This window comes from Sphingomonas sp. DBB INV C78 (genome assembly GCF_042693015.1).
GTDB lineage: Bacteria > Pseudomonadota > Alphaproteobacteria > Sphingomonadales > Sphingomonadaceae > Sphingomonas_E.
On record NZ_CP170544.1, the window covers coordinates 1,821,878 to 1,838,990 of the forward strand.

General features: G+C 64.4%; 14 protein-coding genes. 7 read left to right on the top strand and 7 right to left on the bottom strand.

Features of this window, described 5'->3' with window-relative positions; genetic code table 11:
* Positions 1–2 precede the first annotated feature (2 nt).
* The gene (locus ACFB49_RS08720) at positions 3–1,067 is read right to left on the bottom strand and encodes a phosphotransferase (protein ID WP_380878535.1); all 1,065 of its coding nucleotides are present in this window, start codon (positions 1,065–1,067) and stop codon (positions 3–5) included.
* Positions 1,068–1,172: 105 nt separating this feature from the next.
* On the opposite strand from ACFB49_RS08720, the gene ACFB49_RS08725 reads away from it, so the two are divergent.
* The 3 genes from ACFB49_RS08725 to ggt all read left to right on the top strand — a co-directional run bounded on the left by ACFB49_RS08725 (position 1,173) and on the right by ggt (position 6,639).
* Positions 1,173–1,964, top strand: a complete 792-nt coding sequence (locus ACFB49_RS08725) for a glucose 1-dehydrogenase (RefSeq protein WP_380878537.1) — start codon at positions 1,173–1,175, stop codon at positions 1,962–1,964.
* A 156-nt stretch (positions 1,965–2,120) separates the two neighbouring features.
* Positions 2,121–4,373: a TonB-dependent receptor gene (locus ACFB49_RS08730; protein WP_380878539.1), complete on the top strand. Its 2,253-nt coding sequence runs from the start codon at positions 2,121–2,123 to the stop codon at positions 4,371–4,373.
* Between the two features lie 457 nt (positions 4,374–4,830).
* Positions 4,831–6,639, top strand: a complete 1,809-nt coding sequence (gene ggt, locus ACFB49_RS08735) for a gamma-glutamyltransferase (RefSeq protein ID WP_380878541.1) — start codon at positions 4,831–4,833, stop codon at positions 6,637–6,639.
* Positions 6,640–6,737: 98 nt separating this feature from the next.
* Here the strand turns inward: ggt and ACFB49_RS08740 are convergent, their stop codons facing one another.
* Together ACFB49_RS08740 and ACFB49_RS08745 are read right to left on the bottom strand one after the other, a co-directional pair.
* On the bottom strand, positions 6,738–7,874 hold the full coding sequence (locus tag ACFB49_RS08740; RefSeq protein WP_380878543.1) for an acyl-CoA dehydrogenase family protein: 1,137 nt from the start codon (positions 7,872–7,874) through the stop codon (positions 6,738–6,740).
* 4 nt (positions 7,875–7,878) lie between these two features.
* Positions 7,879–9,045 (bottom strand): acyl-CoA dehydrogenase family protein, encoded by a 1,167-nt coding sequence (locus ACFB49_RS08745; RefSeq protein WP_380878545.1) that lies wholly within the window; start codon positions 9,043–9,045, stop codon positions 7,879–7,881.
* 111 nt (positions 9,046–9,156) lie between these two features.
* Between ACFB49_RS08745 and ACFB49_RS08750 the strand changes: the two genes are divergently transcribed.
* The 4 genes from ACFB49_RS08750 (at position 9,157) to ACFB49_RS08765 (ending at position 12,494) form a co-directional block, all read left to right on the top strand.
* Positions 9,157–9,531, top strand: coding sequence for a nuclear transport factor 2 family protein (locus ACFB49_RS08750; protein ID WP_380878547.1), 375 nt, complete (start codon positions 9,157–9,159; stop codon positions 9,529–9,531).
* 54 nt (positions 9,532–9,585) lie between these two features.
* Positions 9,586–9,999 carry an EVE domain-containing protein gene (locus tag ACFB49_RS08755; RefSeq protein ID WP_380878549.1) on the top strand — a complete coding sequence of 138 codons (414 nt, stop codon included), beginning with the start codon at positions 9,586–9,588 and terminating at the stop codon, positions 9,997–9,999.
* Between the two features lie 199 nt (positions 10,000–10,198).
* The gene (locus ACFB49_RS08760; RefSeq protein WP_380878551.1) at positions 10,199–10,963 is read left to right on the top strand and encodes a hypothetical protein; all 765 of its coding nucleotides are present in this window, start codon (positions 10,199–10,201) and stop codon (positions 10,961–10,963) included.
* Positions 10,964–11,000: 37 nt separating this feature from the next.
* A complete protein-coding gene (locus ACFB49_RS08765) occupies positions 11,001–12,494 on the top strand; it encodes a hypothetical protein (protein WP_380878553.1) in 1,494 nt (497 codons plus the stop codon).
* Between the two features lie 106 nt (positions 12,495–12,600).
* On the opposite strand, the gene typA is transcribed toward ACFB49_RS08765, so the two are convergent.
* The 4 genes from typA to ACFB49_RS08785 all read right to left on the bottom strand — a co-directional run bounded on the left by typA (position 12,601) and on the right by ACFB49_RS08785 (position 17,083).
* The gene (typA, locus tag ACFB49_RS08770; RefSeq protein ID WP_380878555.1) at positions 12,601–14,427 is read right to left on the bottom strand and encodes a translational GTPase TypA; all 1,827 of its coding nucleotides are present in this window, start codon (positions 14,425–14,427) and stop codon (positions 12,601–12,603) included.
* 75 nt (positions 14,428–14,502) lie between these two features.
* Positions 14,503–15,240, bottom strand: a complete 738-nt coding sequence (locus ACFB49_RS08775) for a glutathione S-transferase family protein (RefSeq protein WP_380878557.1) — start codon at positions 15,238–15,240, stop codon at positions 14,503–14,505.
* A gap of 8 nt (positions 15,241–15,248) precedes the next feature.
* Complete coding sequence (locus ACFB49_RS08780; protein WP_380878559.1) at positions 15,249–16,196, bottom strand: hypothetical protein; 948 nt, start codon at positions 16,194–16,196, stop codon at positions 15,249–15,251.
* The gene (locus tag ACFB49_RS08785; RefSeq protein WP_380878561.1) at positions 16,163–17,083 is read right to left on the bottom strand and encodes a tetratricopeptide repeat protein; all 921 of its coding nucleotides are present in this window, start codon (positions 17,081–17,083) and stop codon (positions 16,163–16,165) included. Before ACFB49_RS08785 ends, ACFB49_RS08780 begins: the two co-directional genes overlap by 34 nt.
* Between the last annotated feature and the right edge of the window lie 30 nt (positions 17,084–17,113).

Sequence of the window (17,113 nt, forward strand, 5' to 3'; positions counted from 1 at the left end):
GATCAATCCTTTCGTTCGGCCATGGCGCGCGCCAGCGCCGCCAGTTCGGGCAGGGTTTCGACAAGCGTGGCGGCATCGGGCGACGCCGCCGTGCCGCGCACCATCCGGCCCTTGATGCCGTGGATGATGGCGGCGAAGCGGAACATGTTGAAGGCAAGATAGAAGCTGAGATCGGCGATCCCGTCGCGCCCCGTCCGCCGGCGATAGGCAGCGACATAGTCCGCCTCCGCCGGGATGCCCAGCGTGGCCAGGTCCGCCCCCTTGAACCCACCGATGATGTGCGGCGGCAGGTGATACATCATCAGATGATAGGTGAAATCGGCAAGCGGGTGGCCAAGCGTCGACAGCTCCCAATCGAGCACCGCCAGGATGCGCGGCTCGGTGGCGTGCCAGATCATATTGTCGGCGCGGAAATCGCCATGGACGATCCTTGTCTCGTCACCAGGCGGGATATTGGCCGGCAGCCATTCGGCGAGCATGTCCATGTCATCGAGCCGGCCGGCGGCCTCGTCCTCGCGATATTGGCGGCTCCAGCGGCCGATCTGCCGTTCGAAATAATTGCCGGCCTTGCCATAGTCGCCAAGGCCGATGCCCGCCGGATCGAAGCCGTGAAGCTGGGCGATCGTCGCGTTCATCGCGTCGAAATAGGCCGGGCGGTCGGCCACCGACAGGCCCGGCAGCGTGGAATCCCAGAAGATCCGGCCTTCCACCAATTCCATCACATAGAATGGGGTGCCGATGACGCCCTCATCCTCGCACAGCGCAAAGGCGCGGGCGACGGGGAAGCCGGCATCGCCCAGCGCGCGGATCACGCGATATTCGCGCTCCACCGCATGCGCGCCCTTCAGCAGCGCGCCCGGCGGCTTGCGGCGCAGCACATAGCCGCGGCCGGCGGTCAGGATCTTGTAGGTCGGGTTGGATTGCCCGCCCTTGAACTGCTCGATCGCGATCGGCCCGGCAAAGCCCGGCACATGGCCCTGCATCCACACTTCCAGCCGGTCCGCGTCGAACCCCTGGCCCGCGCGCACCGGGCCGGATCCGCCAAATCGCTGCTGCCGGTCTTCCATTGTCCATCCTGCCCTTCGCGGGCCGCTATGCCGTGTCCGTCGCCAAACCCCGCCTATTTCTTGTGACAGGTGGAGCCGCTTTCGCACGCGCGCACATTCGCACGCATGATCGATCCCACAGCCCCGCTCCCGCCCTTCCCCGACCGGCTCGCCGGCCGCATCGCGCTCGTCACCGGTGGCGCCTCCGGCCTCGGCGCCGCGATCGCCAGTCGTCTCGATGCCGAAGGCGCGAAAGTGATCGTTGCCGACATCGACGGCGACGGCGCACGCCACCATGCCGCAACACTCTCCCAATGCGACCATGCGATCATGCTCGATGTGACGCAGCCCGATCAGTGGCAGGCGGCGATCGGCCAGGTGGAGCAACGCCATGGGCGGCTCGACATTCTCGTCAACAATGCCGGCATCACCACGATGGGGTCGATCGAGACGCTGGATTATGCCGCGCTCCGTCATGAACTCGACGTCGATGTCGGCGGCGTCTTCCTCGGCTGCCAGACGGCCATTCCGTTGATGAAACGGACTGGCGGTTCGATCATCAACATGGCGTCCGGTTCGGGCTTGAAGGCGAGCGCCAATCTGGTCGGCTACAACGCAGCGAAGGCCGCGGTGACGCTGATGAGCAAGTCGATCGCGCTCCATTGTGCGCAGGAGAAATATGGCATCCGCGTCAACAGCGTGCATCCCGGCGCAATCCGCACCCCCATTCTCGATAAGGTGCTGGCGCAGGTCGACGATCCCGAAGCGACGCTGGCCGGTTTCCTCTCCGTCCACCCGATCGGCTATCTCGGCCATCCCGACGATATCGCTGCGATCGTCGCCTGGCTGGCTTCGGACGAAAGCCGCTTCGCGACCGGCGCAGCATTCAGCGTCGATGGCGGGATGACGGCGCTCTGACACGCCGTTGCGGAAATGTATCAATCCGCATCAAACATTCCCGACCTACGTAAAGTCGCAGTTAGTCCTCTCGCTTTGTTTCTGCATCTATTGTCCCCGCAACAATAGGACCCGGCCGCGCGACGGCAGATCGGGCCGCAACATGAGGGGATTGTCGTGGGGGCAGATCAAACTCGCCGTCCTGTTATTCTGGCACTGGGCGCCGCACTGGCGTGGCAAACACCGGCCTTCGCGCAGGAACAGGCTCCGGCCGCCGAACAGGCAGCCACCACCGATAGCGGCATCCAGGACATCATCGTCACGGCCCGCCGCCGCAACGAGTCGATCCAGACGACACCGATCGCCGTCACCGCGATCCAGCCGTCACAGCTCGAAGCAGCGGCCGCGCTCAACATCGGCGATCTGCAGGGCGCCGCACCGAACGTCCTGATCACGGTGCAGGCCACGGGCGCCGCGACCGCCAACATCTCGATCCGCGGCATCGCCTTCGCGGATGTGGAAAAGTCGTTCGACCCGGCGGTCGGCATCAATGTCGATGGCGTCTATATCGGCACGTCGACCGGCCAGTTCCTGGATTTCTTCGATATCGATTCGATCGAAATCCTGCGTGGTCCGCAGGGCACCTTGTTCGGCCGCAACACCATTTCGGGCGTGATCAACGTCCGCCGCACCCGGCCGACTGGCGAGCTGGGCGGAAAGTTCGAAGCGAGCTTCGCCAAATATGATCAGTTCGCCGCCCGCGCGGTGGTGAACGTGCCGATCATCAAAGACGTTCTGGCCGCCAAATTCTTCGAATTCCACACCGATGGATCGGGCTATTACAAGGAAGTCGGCACCGGCAAGCTGCGTGGCGGATCGAATAACGAGAATTTCGGCGCGTCCTTCCTGCTGACTCCTTCGGACAATTTCGATGCCCTGCTGACGCTCGAAAAGCAGATCCAGGATTTCGATCCGGTCCAGGGGCCGCTCAGCCAGTCGGGCGACGTCTTCTGCCCCTTCCTTCCAGTCTGTGGCGGCAACAACACGACCGACATCTACAATGTGTTCCCGGCGCCGGGCGGCTATGGCAGCTACAAGGCGCCCGCCGCGACGCTGGAAATGAACTTTGATGCCGGCGCGGTGAAGCTGACGTCGGTGACCAGCTATCGCGAATCCAAGGAAGACCAGCTTCAGGATTTCGCGACCAACGGCCTCTACAACGCCCGCCGCCGGCAGAAATATCACCAGTTCAGCCAGGAACTGCGCGGCGCCGGCAAGATCGGCGATTCCTTCGATTATGTCGCCGGCCTCTATTATTTCGACAGCAAATACCGGCTGGTGCAGGACACGCTCGTGTTCGGCCAGGCATCGACGCAGGACACGACCGGCAAATCGGAAAGCTATGCCGCCTTCGCCGATTTCAACTGGGAGATCTTCGATCGCGTACGCCTGTCCGGCGGTGGCCGCTGGACCCACGACAAGAAGGAAAACATCAATCCGCTGCTCGCACCGGGCGGCGTTTCGGCATCGGAAAGCTGGAGCAAGTTCACGCCGAAGATCGGCCTCGACTATCGGCCGACCGACGAGCTGATGGTCTATGCCTCCTGGTCGCGCGGTTATCGTTCGGGCGGTTTCAACGGCCGCGGGCAGACGATCGGATCGGCGACGACGCCTTATGATCCCGAAACCGTCGATGCCTATGAAGTCGGCCTGAAGAGCGAGTTCTGGGACCGCCGTGTCTCTCTGAACGTCGCGGCATTCTATACAGATTACAAGGACATCCAGCAGTCCTCCACGGTGCCGCTGACGGTGCCGCCGTTCAACGAGACGATCGTCACCAATGCCGCGGGCGCCAAGATCAAGGGTATCGAGGCGGATCTGACGGTGAAGCCGGCCGATGGCCTCATCCTCCGCAGTTCGCTGGGCTACACGGACTCCAAGTTCGAGGATTTCATCATCGGCCAGCTTGCCGGCGGCGTGCTGCGCAACTTCGACTTCTCCGATGTCGACCTGATCTACGCGCCGAAGATCACCTTCGCGGTCAGCGGCGAATATACGCTGCCGGTGACGATGGGTGACGTGGATGGCGATATCAAATTGAACGCCAGCTACCGCTATCTGTCGCGCTACGACCAGCAGATCGCGGCCGACGCCAACACGCCGCTGACCGGGCCCGATCCGATCGTGGTCGAGCGCAACGATCCGCGCCTGCGTTCGGACGAGCAGAACCTGCTCGACGCCAGCGTTTCCTTCATCTGGGACATGAATGCCTCGGGCGCGAAGGCGCGGGCCACGGTGTTCGCCCGCAACCTGCTCGATGATCGCGGCACGCAGACGGCCTTCACCGTCTCGGCCTTCCCGATCCTGTGGAGCTTCGCCGCCGCCCGCGAACCGCGGACCTACGGCGTGCAGCTAGGGTTCGAATTCTAAACGACGAGGGACATCCCTTTCCTCCCTCTCCGCACCTGGCGGCCGGCACCCCGGCCGCCAATTTTTTTGTCGGCATAAGCTAGACCGTGTGGATGATCACGCCCTCCGGCGGGATCAAAACCCTTTCCTACGCGGTGCCCTTCATGTTCTACACTGTCGGATGATCCACTATCCCATCTGCCGGGAAGCATGCCCGCCCTGCCGCCTAGCTGGCGCGTGGATGATGCATAAGTGACGCGCATCAGGTGCGTGCCTGGTGCGGACCTGTCGCGCCCCCGTCGCTTAGGTGTCGCGTCGCTGTCGCTTTGCTGTCGCTTCAACGGCGCTTCAACGGCGCTTCCAGGCCCGAAACGCGAAAAACCGCATAGAGACCTCAACTTCCTCAACTTGCGCGGGGATGACGAAAGAAAATTGCGCCGCTATCCATCGGACAGGTCTCCAAAAAGAAAGCCCAGCCATGCGCCGTCGCACCTTCCTCGCCGCCCTTCCCGCCGCAGCTGCGGCCCCTGCGATCCTGCGGGCACAAGCCCCTGCTCCGGCCCCGGTGTGGACGCCCGGCGATGTCCGCTTCGATCGGCCCGACGTGCGCGGCGGCGATCGGCCAGTGGGCGCGAGCTTTGCGTCGCGATCCGCGGTCTACGGGCTTTCGGGCGCGGCCGGATCGGCCCAGCCGCTGGCGACGCAAGCGGGCATCGAGATATTGAAGAAAGGCGGATCGGCGGTCGACGCCGCGATCGCGATCAATGCCTGCCTCGGCTTTCTGGAGCCCACCGCCTGCGGCATCGGCGGCGATCTCTATGCGCTGCTGTGGGACCCGAAGAAGGGCAAGGTCGATGCGCTGGCAAGTTCCGGCCGATCCCCCAAGGGGCTGAGCTTCGAAACCGCGCAATCGCGGACGAAGAATGGCGTGCTGCCGGCCTATGGCGCGGTCTCGGTATCGGTGCCGGGCACGGTCGCCGGCTGGTGGGCGCTCCACCAGCGTCACGGCAAGCTCAAATGGGCTGAACTGTTCGAACCCGCGATCGCGATGGCCGAAGGCGGCGTGCCCGTCGCCCCGATCATCGCCCATTATATCGGCCGCGCCATGGCGAACTTCGCCAAGCCCGGCATGGGCATCGAGGAGACGGAAAATGCCCGCAAGGTTTGGGCGCCCGGCGGCGTGGTGCCGCAGGCCGGCGATCCGTTCCGCAATCCCGATCTCGCGCGGACCTATCGCCTGATCGCCGCCGGCGGCCGCGATGCTTATTACAACGGCCCGATCGCCGACACGATCGAGCGCTATTTCAAGCGGATCGGCGGCTGGATGACCCGCGCGGACCTCGCCGCCCATCAGGCCGAGTGGATCGAACCGCTGCAGACCACCTATCGCGGCGTGGGTGTGCAGGCGATCGGCGCCAACACGCAAGGTCTGGCGACGCTCCAGATGCTCAACATCCTCGAGCATTTCGACCTGAAGGGCGCCGGCTTCCAGTCGCCGCTGTCGATCCACCTGCAGGCCGAGGCCAAGCGCCTCGCTTATGAGGATCGCGCCCGCTATTACGCCGATCCGCAGTTCGCCAAGGTGCCGTTCGAATGGCTGGGCTCCAAGGAATATGCCGCGGAGCGCGCCAAGCTGATCCGTACCGATCGGCTGATGTCCGACGTGAAGCCCGGCCAGGCGCCGTCGCGCGGCGATACCACCTATTTCACCTGCGCCGACAAGGATGGGATGATGGTGTCGCTGATCCAGTCCAATTTCCGCGGCATGGGATCGGGCCTCGTCGCCGACGGACTCGGCTTCATGTTCCAGGACCGCGGCCAGCTCTTCTCCTTCCAGCCGAACCACCCGAACATCTATGCCCCGGGCAAGCGCCCCTTCCAGACGATCATCCCCGGCTTCGCCACGAAGGACGGCAAGCCGTGGCTCAGCTTCGGCGTGATGGGCGGCGACATGCAGCCGCAGGGGCAGACGCAGATCATCGTCAACCGCACCGATTACGGCCTCGACGCGCAGGCCGCCGGGGACAGCCCCCGCTGGCACCATGAAGGCTCATCCGAAAGCATGGGCGAGGATTCGGGCGACGAAGGCCCCAACGGCACGCTGCGGCTGGAAAGCGGCGTGCCAGCCGCCACCCGCCAGGCGCTGGCCGATATGGGCTGGAAGATCGGCGCGTCGGACGGCGGCTTCGGCCGCTACCAGTGCGTCGAACGGATCGAGCGCAATGGCGAGCGCGTCTACGCCGCCGCGAGCGAGATGCGCGCGGACGGCGCGGCGTTGGCTTACTGAACCGTAACTGTCATCCCAGCGAAGGCTGGGATCTCTTTGCCTTCATCCAACGACGAAGAAGAGAGATCCCGGCCTGCGCCGGGAGGACGAAAAGGGAATCAATAACCGTTGAGCCGCGCCACGCGGTCAGCGTGGAAGCCCGCGTCGCCGAAAAACTCTTCCAGCACGCGGTGGCGCTTCATGTAGAGGCCGATGTCATATTCGTCGGTCATGCCGATGCCGCCATGCATCTGGATGCCCTCCTGCACGGCGAGCGCCGCGGCGCGGCCGGTCTTGGCTTTGGCGACCGCAACCATCAGCTCGGCGCTCGGATCGCCCGCATCGAGCAGTTGCTGCGCCTTGAGCACCGAGGCGCGGGCAATTTCCAGCTCCGAATAGAGTTGCGCCGCCCGATGCTGGAGCGCCTGGAATTCGCCAATCAGCCGGCCGAACTGCTTGCGCTGGCGCAAATAGTCCATAGTCATGTCCATCGCCGCGCCCGCGACGCCCAGCATCTCCGCCGCCGCACCGGCGCGACCGGCATCGAGGATGCGAGAAAGCGGCGCCCAGCCGCCATCGACTTCCCCGATCACCGCCCCGGCATCGACCGCAACCCCGTCAAAATCGAGGCGGGCTGCGATCGAACTATCGGCCAGGCGCACCGGTTCTGCGGACAGGCCGGCCGCGCCCTTCTCGACCGCGAACAGCGTGATGCCGCGTTCTTCACCAGCCTCGCCCGAGGTCCGCGCGGCGACGATCAGCAGATCGGCCAAATGGCCCTGGACCACGAACTGTTTGGTACCGGTCAGGCGGAAGCCGTTGCCCGACCGCTCAGCCTTGAGCGCGGTCGCCGCCGGGCGGTGCTTGCGGCCCTCGTCGATCGCGATCGCCGCGACCGTCTCGCCGGCGAGGATGCCCGGCAGGAAGCGGCCGCGCAGTTCCGGATCCGCCGCCTTCAGCGCCGTCACTGCGGCCACCGCGGTCGCCAGGAAAGGCGACGGCGACAGGTTGCGGCCAACCTCCTCCAGCACGATGCCGGCCTCGACATGGCCGAGGCCGGTGCCGCCTTCGGCTTCGGGAGCGAGAACGCCCGTCAGGCCCATTTCTGCAAACTGCTTCCAGAGATCGCGGGAAAAGCCGGTCGGATCATTGCTGTCGCGCAAGCCGCGGAGATGCTTGACCGGCGCCTGCTCGGCAAGGAACGGCCCCGCCATATCCTTGAGCATCGCCTGGTCTTCGGTGTGAAACAACGGCATCGGATCAAGCTCCCGGCAGGGTCAGAATGTGCTTGGCGATGATGCCGAGCTGGACTTCGCTGGTGCCACCTTCGATCGAGTTGGCCTTGGTCCGCAGCCATTCCCGCGGCAACGCGCCCTCGTTCGAACGCGCGCTTTCCCATTCGAGCGCGTCCGAGCCACCGGCCGCCATTTCCAGCTCCAGCTTGCGCTTGTTGAGCTCGGTGCCGGCATATTTCATCATCGACGGCTGAGCCGGATGCGCGCGGCCATGCTTCAACTCGTCGAGAAACTTCTCCGACATGGCACGGAAGGCGAGCGCATCGATGTCGTGGACCGCGACTTCCGCCCGCAACACCGGATCGTCGAACGCGCCATGATCGGCTGCGAGCTGGCGGCCGAGCGAGGGATCGCCGGTGCCGAAGCCCATCGAGCTAATCATCTCCCGCTCATGCCCGAGGAGATATTTGGCGACGGTCCAGCCCTGGTTGATGGCGCCGACGATCTGTTCCTTCGGAACGCTCACATCGTCGAAGAAGGTTTCGCAGAAGGGCGAGTAACCGGAGATCAGCAGGATCGGCTTGGTCGATACGCCCGGCGAGACCATGTCGAACAGCAGGAAGCTGATGCCCCCCTGCTTCTGCGTCGGATCGGTTCGGACAAGGCAGAAAATCCAGTCCGCCTTGTCGGCATAGGAGGTCCAGATCTTCTGGCCGTTGACCAGCCAATGATCGCCCTTGTCCTCCGCGCGGGTCTGCAGCCCGGCAAGGTCGGAACCCGCGCCCGGCTCCGAATAACCCTGGCACCAGCGGATCTTCCCTTGCGCGATCTGCGGCAGATAATGCCGCTTCTGCTCCTCGGTGCCGAACTTCAGGAGCGCGGGGCCAAGCATCCAGATGCCGAAGCTGTGGAGCGGGCTGCGGCAGCCGAGTGCCGCCATTTCCTGTCGCAATATCTTGGCCTGCTCGGGCGAAAGGCCGCCACCACCATAGTCCTTCGGCCAATCAGGGACCGTCCAGCCGCGCGCGGCCATCGCGTCGAACCACTGCTTCTGCTCGGGGCTGGAAAAGGTGGCGTTGCGCCCGCCCCAATAAGCATCGTCGAGGCCGGTGATCGGCTGGCGCATCGCCGGAGGGCAGTTCGCCTCCAGCCAGGCACGCGTTTCGGCACGGAAGGTCGCGTCGTCGGTCATCAATGTCCTCTCCGGCGGGTTCTGGCCCCGATTCCGCACCAAGACTGCCATCGCTTGACGCTTACGTAAAGTGCAGATCGGTTATCGAATTGTGCGCAAGGGAGAGACGCGATGGACAACGAAGCGCTGATGCGGGCCTATTATGCGGCCTATAACAGCGAGGACGAAGCGCAGGTCGCGGCGCTGCTGGCGGAAGATGTGGTGCTGGTTTCGGCCAATGGTGAGCAGGCCGGCCGTGACGCTTATCTCGCCACCTATCGCTGGATGATCACCACGTTCGAGGACCGGATGACGCCCGAGCGGATCGCGGCCGACAGCGACGGCGCGACGGTCGACATTCACGATCGGCTGGTGGCGCGAGCGGACGTCGACGATTTCCTGGGGATGAGCCCGCGCGCCGGCGAGGCGATCGAATTGAGCTTAACGGGCCGCTACACTATCCGCGACGGCCGGATCGCGCGGATCGAGATAGGGCCGCGGGGGTGAAGGCATTGCTTTTCCTGACCCGGAGATGCGAACCTATGCTCAAGGAGAGCGTGCATGGTCCATTGGCTGATGAAATCCGAGCCGGAATCCTATTCCTGGGACGCGCTGGTCCGCGATGGTGGGACGGAGTGGGACGGCGTGCGCAACCCCGCGGCGCGGCTCCACCTGAAGGCAATGCAAGTGGGCGACGAGGCGTTCTTCTATCATAGCGGCGCGGACAAGGCCTGCGTGGGCGTGATGAAGATTACGCGGACCTGGAAGCCCGACGGGCCGGAGGACAAATGGGCATCGGTCGCGGTGGCGCCGGTCGCCCCCCTCACCTCGCCCGTGACGCTGGCAACGATCAAGACCGATCCGCGCCTCGCCAAGCTGGAGATGGTCCGCCAGTCGCGACTTTCGGTATCCCCGGTCGGCGAAGATGAGTGGAAGGCGATCCTCGATCTGGCGGGTGGTGTCCAGCGCAGTTGAGAGAAGGCGCGAGAAGGTCTCCGCACCGGGAATCGAACTCCTAGTTGCAGCCGGCCGAATGAATTAGGATGGCCGGAGAAAGCTTGAGTCGCCTGCGCCATTGATCGCAGCGCCTCGTTTCACTCGCATTGGTTCCGGACGCGGCGGCAGTTGCCCATTGGAACATGCTTGCGCGTTCGCTTCGGAGAGGAGCGTGCGAATGAGTACGATCACGAGCCCACAACCTGCGGAAAATGCCGTCCATGACTTTGCCGGGATGGATGCCGTCGAGATCAAAGTCACGATCCGCCCCGATCAGGAGCTTCGCGCCGAGCGCGCGATGGAGGTCAACGAGGACACGGCCGATATCCGGCTCATTTATTTCTACGATACAGCGGACTTGGACTTGTTCGAAGCCGGGGTCGCTCTGCGCGCCAGGCTTGTGAAGGGTGACGACGACGATTCCACCGTCAAGTTCCGCACGGAAAAAAGGGCCACGGTCTCTCAGGAATGGATGGATCTTGAGGGGTTCAAGCTTGAGGCTGATTGCGTAGGTGAACGGGCGGTCTTCTCGGCTTCCCTGACCCACCTGCAGAAACGTGACGAGATAGACGAGGTCGCGAATGGTGAGCGGCCCATCCACAGGCTGTTTTGCCAGGACCAGGAGCGTTTCTTCAAGGAGGTTTACAAGGGACCGAATGACTTCGAAAATCTGTGCGTCATGGGCCCGATCCGCGTGCTGCGCTGGAAGCTAGAGCATAAGGGCTTTCCGCATAGACTGACCGTCGAGGAGTGGCGGCTGCCCAATGGCGACGATCTAGTCGAAGTCTCGATCAAGGTGCCGCCCGACGAAGCGCGCTCCGCTCAAAAGGCATTTTGCGATCACCTTGAGAAACTCGGGCTCGATCCGCAGGGCGCGCAGGAAACAAAGACGCGGACGGCGCTGCAATATTTCGCCAAGGTTTGCGCAGGCGCGAAATCCTAACCTTCGCCGCACACCGGATCATCGAAAAGGAGCGCCGATGACCGCGATTGTTCCGCGATGGGAGTGGCGCACGTTCGGCAGCCGCTTCGGTATCGCACAGACCCATTTTGCCGGATTGACGCCGGGCGCGGTTGAGGAAAGCGACGAGCTCTATTTTCTCGGCGGCTCGGGCGGGATCGCCAAGGTGCGCGGCGGCCTGATGGACATCAAGCTTCTGCGCGAGGTGAATGCGGGCGGCCTTGAGCGGTGGGAGCCTGTGATGAAGCAGGGCTTTCCTCTGCCTGCATCAGAGGCAGCCAGGATGTTCGCTTATCTCGGCCTCACGGCTCCCCAATGCAATCGCGATGATTACACGCTCGATCAATTCATTGATGAACTCGCCGTGCCTGGCGGCCTGGCGGCTCCCATCAAGGTCCACAAGCGCCGCACGCGTTATCAGGTGATGGGCTGCACTTCGGAACTGAGCGAGATCGTGGCGGACGGCAGGCCGAGCCGCACCATCGCGATCGAGTCAGAGGATGCGGCCGCAGTCTTGTCGGCCGTCGCTTCGGTCGGCCTCAATGGCTATGCGAATACGAATTACGCCCGCGGCCTGAAATGGCTGCTCGACGACGCGCCCGAACGCTATGCGGTGATCGACGTCGGCACCAACTCGGTCAAACTGCATATCGGCGAGCGTGGCGGCGCGGGCGGCTGGCGCACGATTGTCGATCGTGCGGAACTGACACGGCTGGGTGAGGGATTGGAGGACCAGGGCGAAATCGCGGCTGAAGCCGCCACGCGGACCGCAGCAGCCATCGGCACCATGGCCGACGAGGCCAGGAGCTCCGGCGCCCGCGCGATTGTGGCTGTCGGCACCGCCGGACTACGGATCGCCCGCAACAGCGATGCGGTCCTCGAAATGTTTCGGGCACAGGCGGGAATCTCCGTCGAGGTCGTCGAAGGCATCGAGGAAGGTCGTCTCGCCTATCTTGCCGTGATGGCGGGCCTGGGCATACCGAAGGGGTCGCTGGCGGTTTTCGATACGGGCGGTGGCAGCTCGCAATTCACATTCGGCCAGGATGGTCGGGTCGAGGAGCAGTTCAGCGTCAATGTCGGCGCCGCGCGCTACACGGAACAGTTCGGATTGGACCGCGCCGTCACTCCCGACGTCATCCGCTCCGCGCGGGCGGCAATCTCTGCCGACCTATCGCGGATCGACGGGCACCCGTCATTTGACACGCTGGTGGCGATGGGAGGTGCGGTCACCAACATGGCCGCGGTCAAGCATGGCCTGAGCCGATATGATCCCGAAATAATCCAGGGCACGCCGCTCGAACGCGACGAGATCGACCGCCAGATCGAGATGTACCGGACCCTTGACGCGGAGGGCCGCCATTCGATCGTCGGCCTGCAGCCCAAGCGTGCGGAAGTCATCCTGGCCGGGGCCTGCATTGTCCGGACGATCATGGAAATGCTCGGCAAGGCTTCGCTGACAGTCAGCGATTTCGGGCTTCGCCACGGTGTTTTTGCCGAGCGGTTCGGCACGTAAAATGCGATGAAATCCCCCGCGCCCGGCGGCACGTTACGCCTTCGTAACCGTAGATCCGGCGCCAAAGAAAAAGGCCGACCTCCTTGCGGAGACCGGCCCTGTTTCGTCAGGCCGCGGCCTTGGCGCGCGATGCCTTCTTGCGTTCGTGCGGATCGAGGTGGCGCTTGCGCAGGCGGATCGACTTGGGCGTCACCTCCACCATCTCGTCATCGTCGATATAGGCGATGGCCTGTTCCAGCGTCATCTTCTTCGGCGGGGTCAGACGGATGGCATCGTCCTTGCCGCCCGACGCGCGGAAGTTCGTGAGCTGCTTGGCCTTCATCGGGTTGACTTCGAGGTCGTCGGTCTTGGCGTTCTCGCCAATGACCATACCCTCATAAAGCGTCTCGCCCGGACCGACGAACAGGACGCCGCGCTCCTCGAGCGGCCCCAGCGCATAGGCCTGTGCCTCGCCGACGCCGTTCGAGATCAGCACGCCATTCTTGCGGCCTTCGATATTGCCCTTGTGGGGCCCATATTTCTCGAACAGCCGGTTCATGATGCCGGTGCCGCGGGTATCCGAAAGGAATTCGCCATGATAGCCGATCAGGCCGCGCGACGGCGCCGAGAAGGTGATGCGGGTCTTGCCGCCACCCGACGGACGCATATCCGTCATCTCTCCCTTGCGCTGGTTCATCTTGTCGACGACCGTGCCGGAGAATTCGTCGTCCACGTCGATCACGACGGTTTCGTACGGCTCGGTCTTCCCGCCATTCTCATCGGTGCCGAACAGCACGCGCGGGCGGCTGATGCCCAGCTCGAAGCCTTCGCGGCGCATCGTTTCGATCAGCACGCCGAGCTGGAGTTCGCCGCGCCCGGCGACTTCGAACGAATCCTTGTCCTCGCTCTCGGTCACCTTGATCGCGACGTTCGATTCCGCTTCGCGCTCCAGCCGGTCGCGGATCATGCGCGACGTCACCTTCGATCCCTCGCGGCCCGCCATCGGCGAATCGTTCACCGCAAAGCGCATCGACAGTGTCGGCGGGTCGATCGGCTGCGCCCTGATCGGAGTGTTCACCGTGGTGTCGGCGATGGTGTTCGACACCGTCGCGACGGTAAGGCCGGCGAGGCTGATGATGTCGCCTGCCCTGGCTTCGTCGGCCGGCACGCGCTCCAGGCCCCGGAAGGTCATGATCTTCGACGCACGGCCGGTTTCGATCACATTGCCATCGGAATCGAGCGCGTGGATCGGCTGGTTGACCTTGACCACGCCCGAATTGACGCGGCCGGTGAGGATGCGGCCGAGGAAGTTGTCGCGATCGAGCAGAGTCACCAGGAAGGTGAAAGGCGTGCCTTCGACTTCGACCTTCGGCGGCGGCACGTGATCGACGATCTTCTGGAACAGAGGCTTAAGCGTGCCTTCGCGCAGCGTCGGATCTTCATTGGCATAGCCGTTGCGGCCCGAGGCGTAGAGCACCGGGAAATCGAGCTGCTCGTCGGTCGCGTCGAGCGACACGAACAGGTCGAACACTTCGTCGAGCACTTCCTGGATGCGCTCGTCCGGACGGTCGACCTTGTTGACCACCACGATCGGACGCAGGCCGAGCTTCAGCGCCTTGCCGGTCACGAACTTGGTCTGCGGCATTGCGCCTTCCGACGAATCGACCAGCAGGATCACGCCGTCGACCATCGAGAGGATGCGCTCCACCTCACCGCCGAAATCGGCGTGGCCGGGGGTGTCGACGATGTTGATACGGTGCCCCTCCCATTCGATCGAGGTGGGCTTGGCAAGAATGGTGATCCCGCGTTCCTTTTCGAGATCGTTCGAGTCCATCGCGCGTTCCTCGACGCGCTGGTTGTCGCGGAACGTGCCCGACTGGCGAAAAAGCTGGTCGACCAGTGTGGTCTTGCCATGATCGACGTGCGCGATGATGGCCACGTTGCGGAGGCTCATGAAAATCCGATCTTGCGAGGGGTATGTTGTTCCGCGCGCCCATAGCCGATTTGTTGCGACGCGGAAAGAGGCCGGTCAGAGCTTCATGATTCCCCGTTGCGGCGTGCGGACGCCAACCGATTGTTCGCACAGCCGCGCGCCGGCATCGATCAGCGCCTGGCGGCGGCCGGCGATGCTGGCGTTTCGCTGCACATCTTCGAAGGGAAGCAGTTGAGCCAGCGAATCATGCGCGAGCACACGGCCGATAAAGCCGGCCGTCCGCGGCCAGCGCGCGGGATCGACCTCATAGTCGACATAGGCCGCGTTGCGCAGGAAGGAGGCGAGCGCGATGTCGGCGAGACCGATCTCGCCGAACAGGAAACCTGCTGCCGGTGCCACGGTTTCCAGATAATCGAGGACGGCGGGTGCATCCTCGGCGAGGGTCTTTTCCACGCGAGCCGCGTCACCGGGCTCGCCCCAGACGGCGGGATGGACGAAGCGCTGGTAGAACAGGCCCCAGATGAAGACATCGCCCATGCGGGTATCGGCGAACTCCTCCAGCCAACGGGCGCGGGCGCGATCCTTCACGTCCCGCGGCAACAGCGGATGGCCGGGATAGGCCTCGTCGAGATAGGCGCAGATCACCGAACTGTCGCACAGCACCAGATCTGCATCGATCATTACGGGCACGCGGCGGAGCGGGCTCAGCCGGCCGAAGCTTTCATCACCGAAGAAGGGGGTGATCGGATCGATCTCATAGTCGATCCCCTTGAGCGCAAGGCAGGCAAGCACCTTGCGGACGTAGGGACTGACAAAGCTGCCGATAATCTTCATGCGGTTCCTCAACTACCGGGTGTCGCGTAGGCCTTGCGGAGAAGATCGGCATTGTAAAGCGACTGCGCTTCGTCCCGGCGCAGCGCAGCGACCCAGCCGTGTGACGCGCGCATCCAGCCGTCGAGATCGGGTGCCCTGCCGTCGCTATCGAGTTCGCGCTGGAACCTCTGTAACTGTGCATCGGCGGCGCGGAGCGCATTGCGGTGCCGTTCCAGACCGTGGATGGCGTAGCGCTCGTCGATCTGGCCGAGCGCGGTGCGCATCGCGGCGATCATCAGCCGTGCAGTGGCGCCGTCGCCGTTGTGGAGGGCGGAATCCGCGGCCTTGCGGGCACGATCGAGGTCGCCAAGTTGATCAGCCAGCCGGATCGGGCCGGCCTGCCCGCAATGGCGGATATCGAGCGCACGCACATAGGCAGCAAGCCCGTCGAGCACGCGCGGCGGCGGCTCGGTACCGTCGAATTCCTCCACCACCAGCCCGTGGATGAAGGTGCGGAGCGCGGGGCTGGCCGGATCATGCGAAACCTTGCCCGGCATGGCGAGATCCGGGATCGGCTTCGGATCGAAGCGCTGGTTGCCGCGGTGCGAGCTCATCAGGGAGGAGGTGACGTCGGCCGTTCCGGGCGTGCCCGACAGGCCGGGGAAGTGGAAATCGGCATTGCCGCGGCCGGCGCGGTGGCAGCTTTCGCAGGTGAGGCCGACGCGCGCCGCCTGCCCACCCAGCAGTAGCGGCGTGCGGAAAGCCGCGCGGCCGATTTCGGCCGAAGCACGCGTGACAGTATCAGCGGGGGCCGCAAAGCATTCCGCCGGCCGTTCGACAAGTGCGCGCGGGCGCGCCTCCGGTGTCAGCCAGTGTGCGGCGCGGAGCGGTGGATCGACGGCGGCGACGGCGAGGCCCGAGAGGACCGCGACGCCCGCCGCGATCAGGAAGCGGGCGCCCCGCCCGCGGCGATCCAACGGCGCAACTCCTCGGCCTCGGCACAACCGAAGGCGCACGCGGCGTCGAGCGCGGCGAGCTTGGCCTTTGCGCCCGCTACATCCCCACGCTCCAGCAGCAACTCACCATAATATTCGGTAGCACCCCGATGGCCGGGGGCCGCCTCCAGCGCAGCCAGATAATAGGATTCGGCCACATCGTAACGCTTAAGCTTGCGGTTCGCGAAACCGAGATAGGTGAGGATGTCGGGATGCGGGCCAAAGGCATGTTCGGCAGCCTGGAGCGAGGCGATCGCGTCCTCGTAACGATGCTCGTTGATCAGCGAGACCGCCGCCAGATAGGCACTGTCGCCGGCCGCCGCATTCTGGAAGATCAGGGTGGGCGCTGTATCGAGCCGGGCCTGCGGCCCCTGCCCCATCGCGGTCGTCACCGCCGCGATCGCCGCCTTGAGGTCGGCCGCCTGTGGGCAGGTGTCGGCGCATTCAGTCGCCTTCGCCTTGAGCACACCCAATTGCTCCTCGGCCTTCGCGGATTCGCCGAGCTTCGCAAAGGCGATGCCCAGTTCCTGCCGCGCCGGTATCAGCTTGTCGTCATATTTGACCGCATTCTCGAAATATTTGCGCGATCCCTTGACGTCGCCGAGGCCATTGCGGGCGAGGCCGGCGAGATAGTTGGCGTTGGCGTTCTTCGGTGTCGCGCGCAGCACGCGATCGAATGCCTTCTTGGCCCCCGCATAATCCTTGGCTTCGAGCGCTGCCACGCCGTTGCGATATTCCTCGGCGGGGTCGTAAGCGGGTGCGCTCATGCTCGGCATCGAGCCGCCTGAACTGCCGCCTGAAGCCAGCGCCACGCCCGAACCGAGCAGCAACGCGGCCACCGCCGCGCCACCCATAAGAGCCGTGCTCATCCTCTCCTCCTCTCGTCAGTGAGGAAAAGA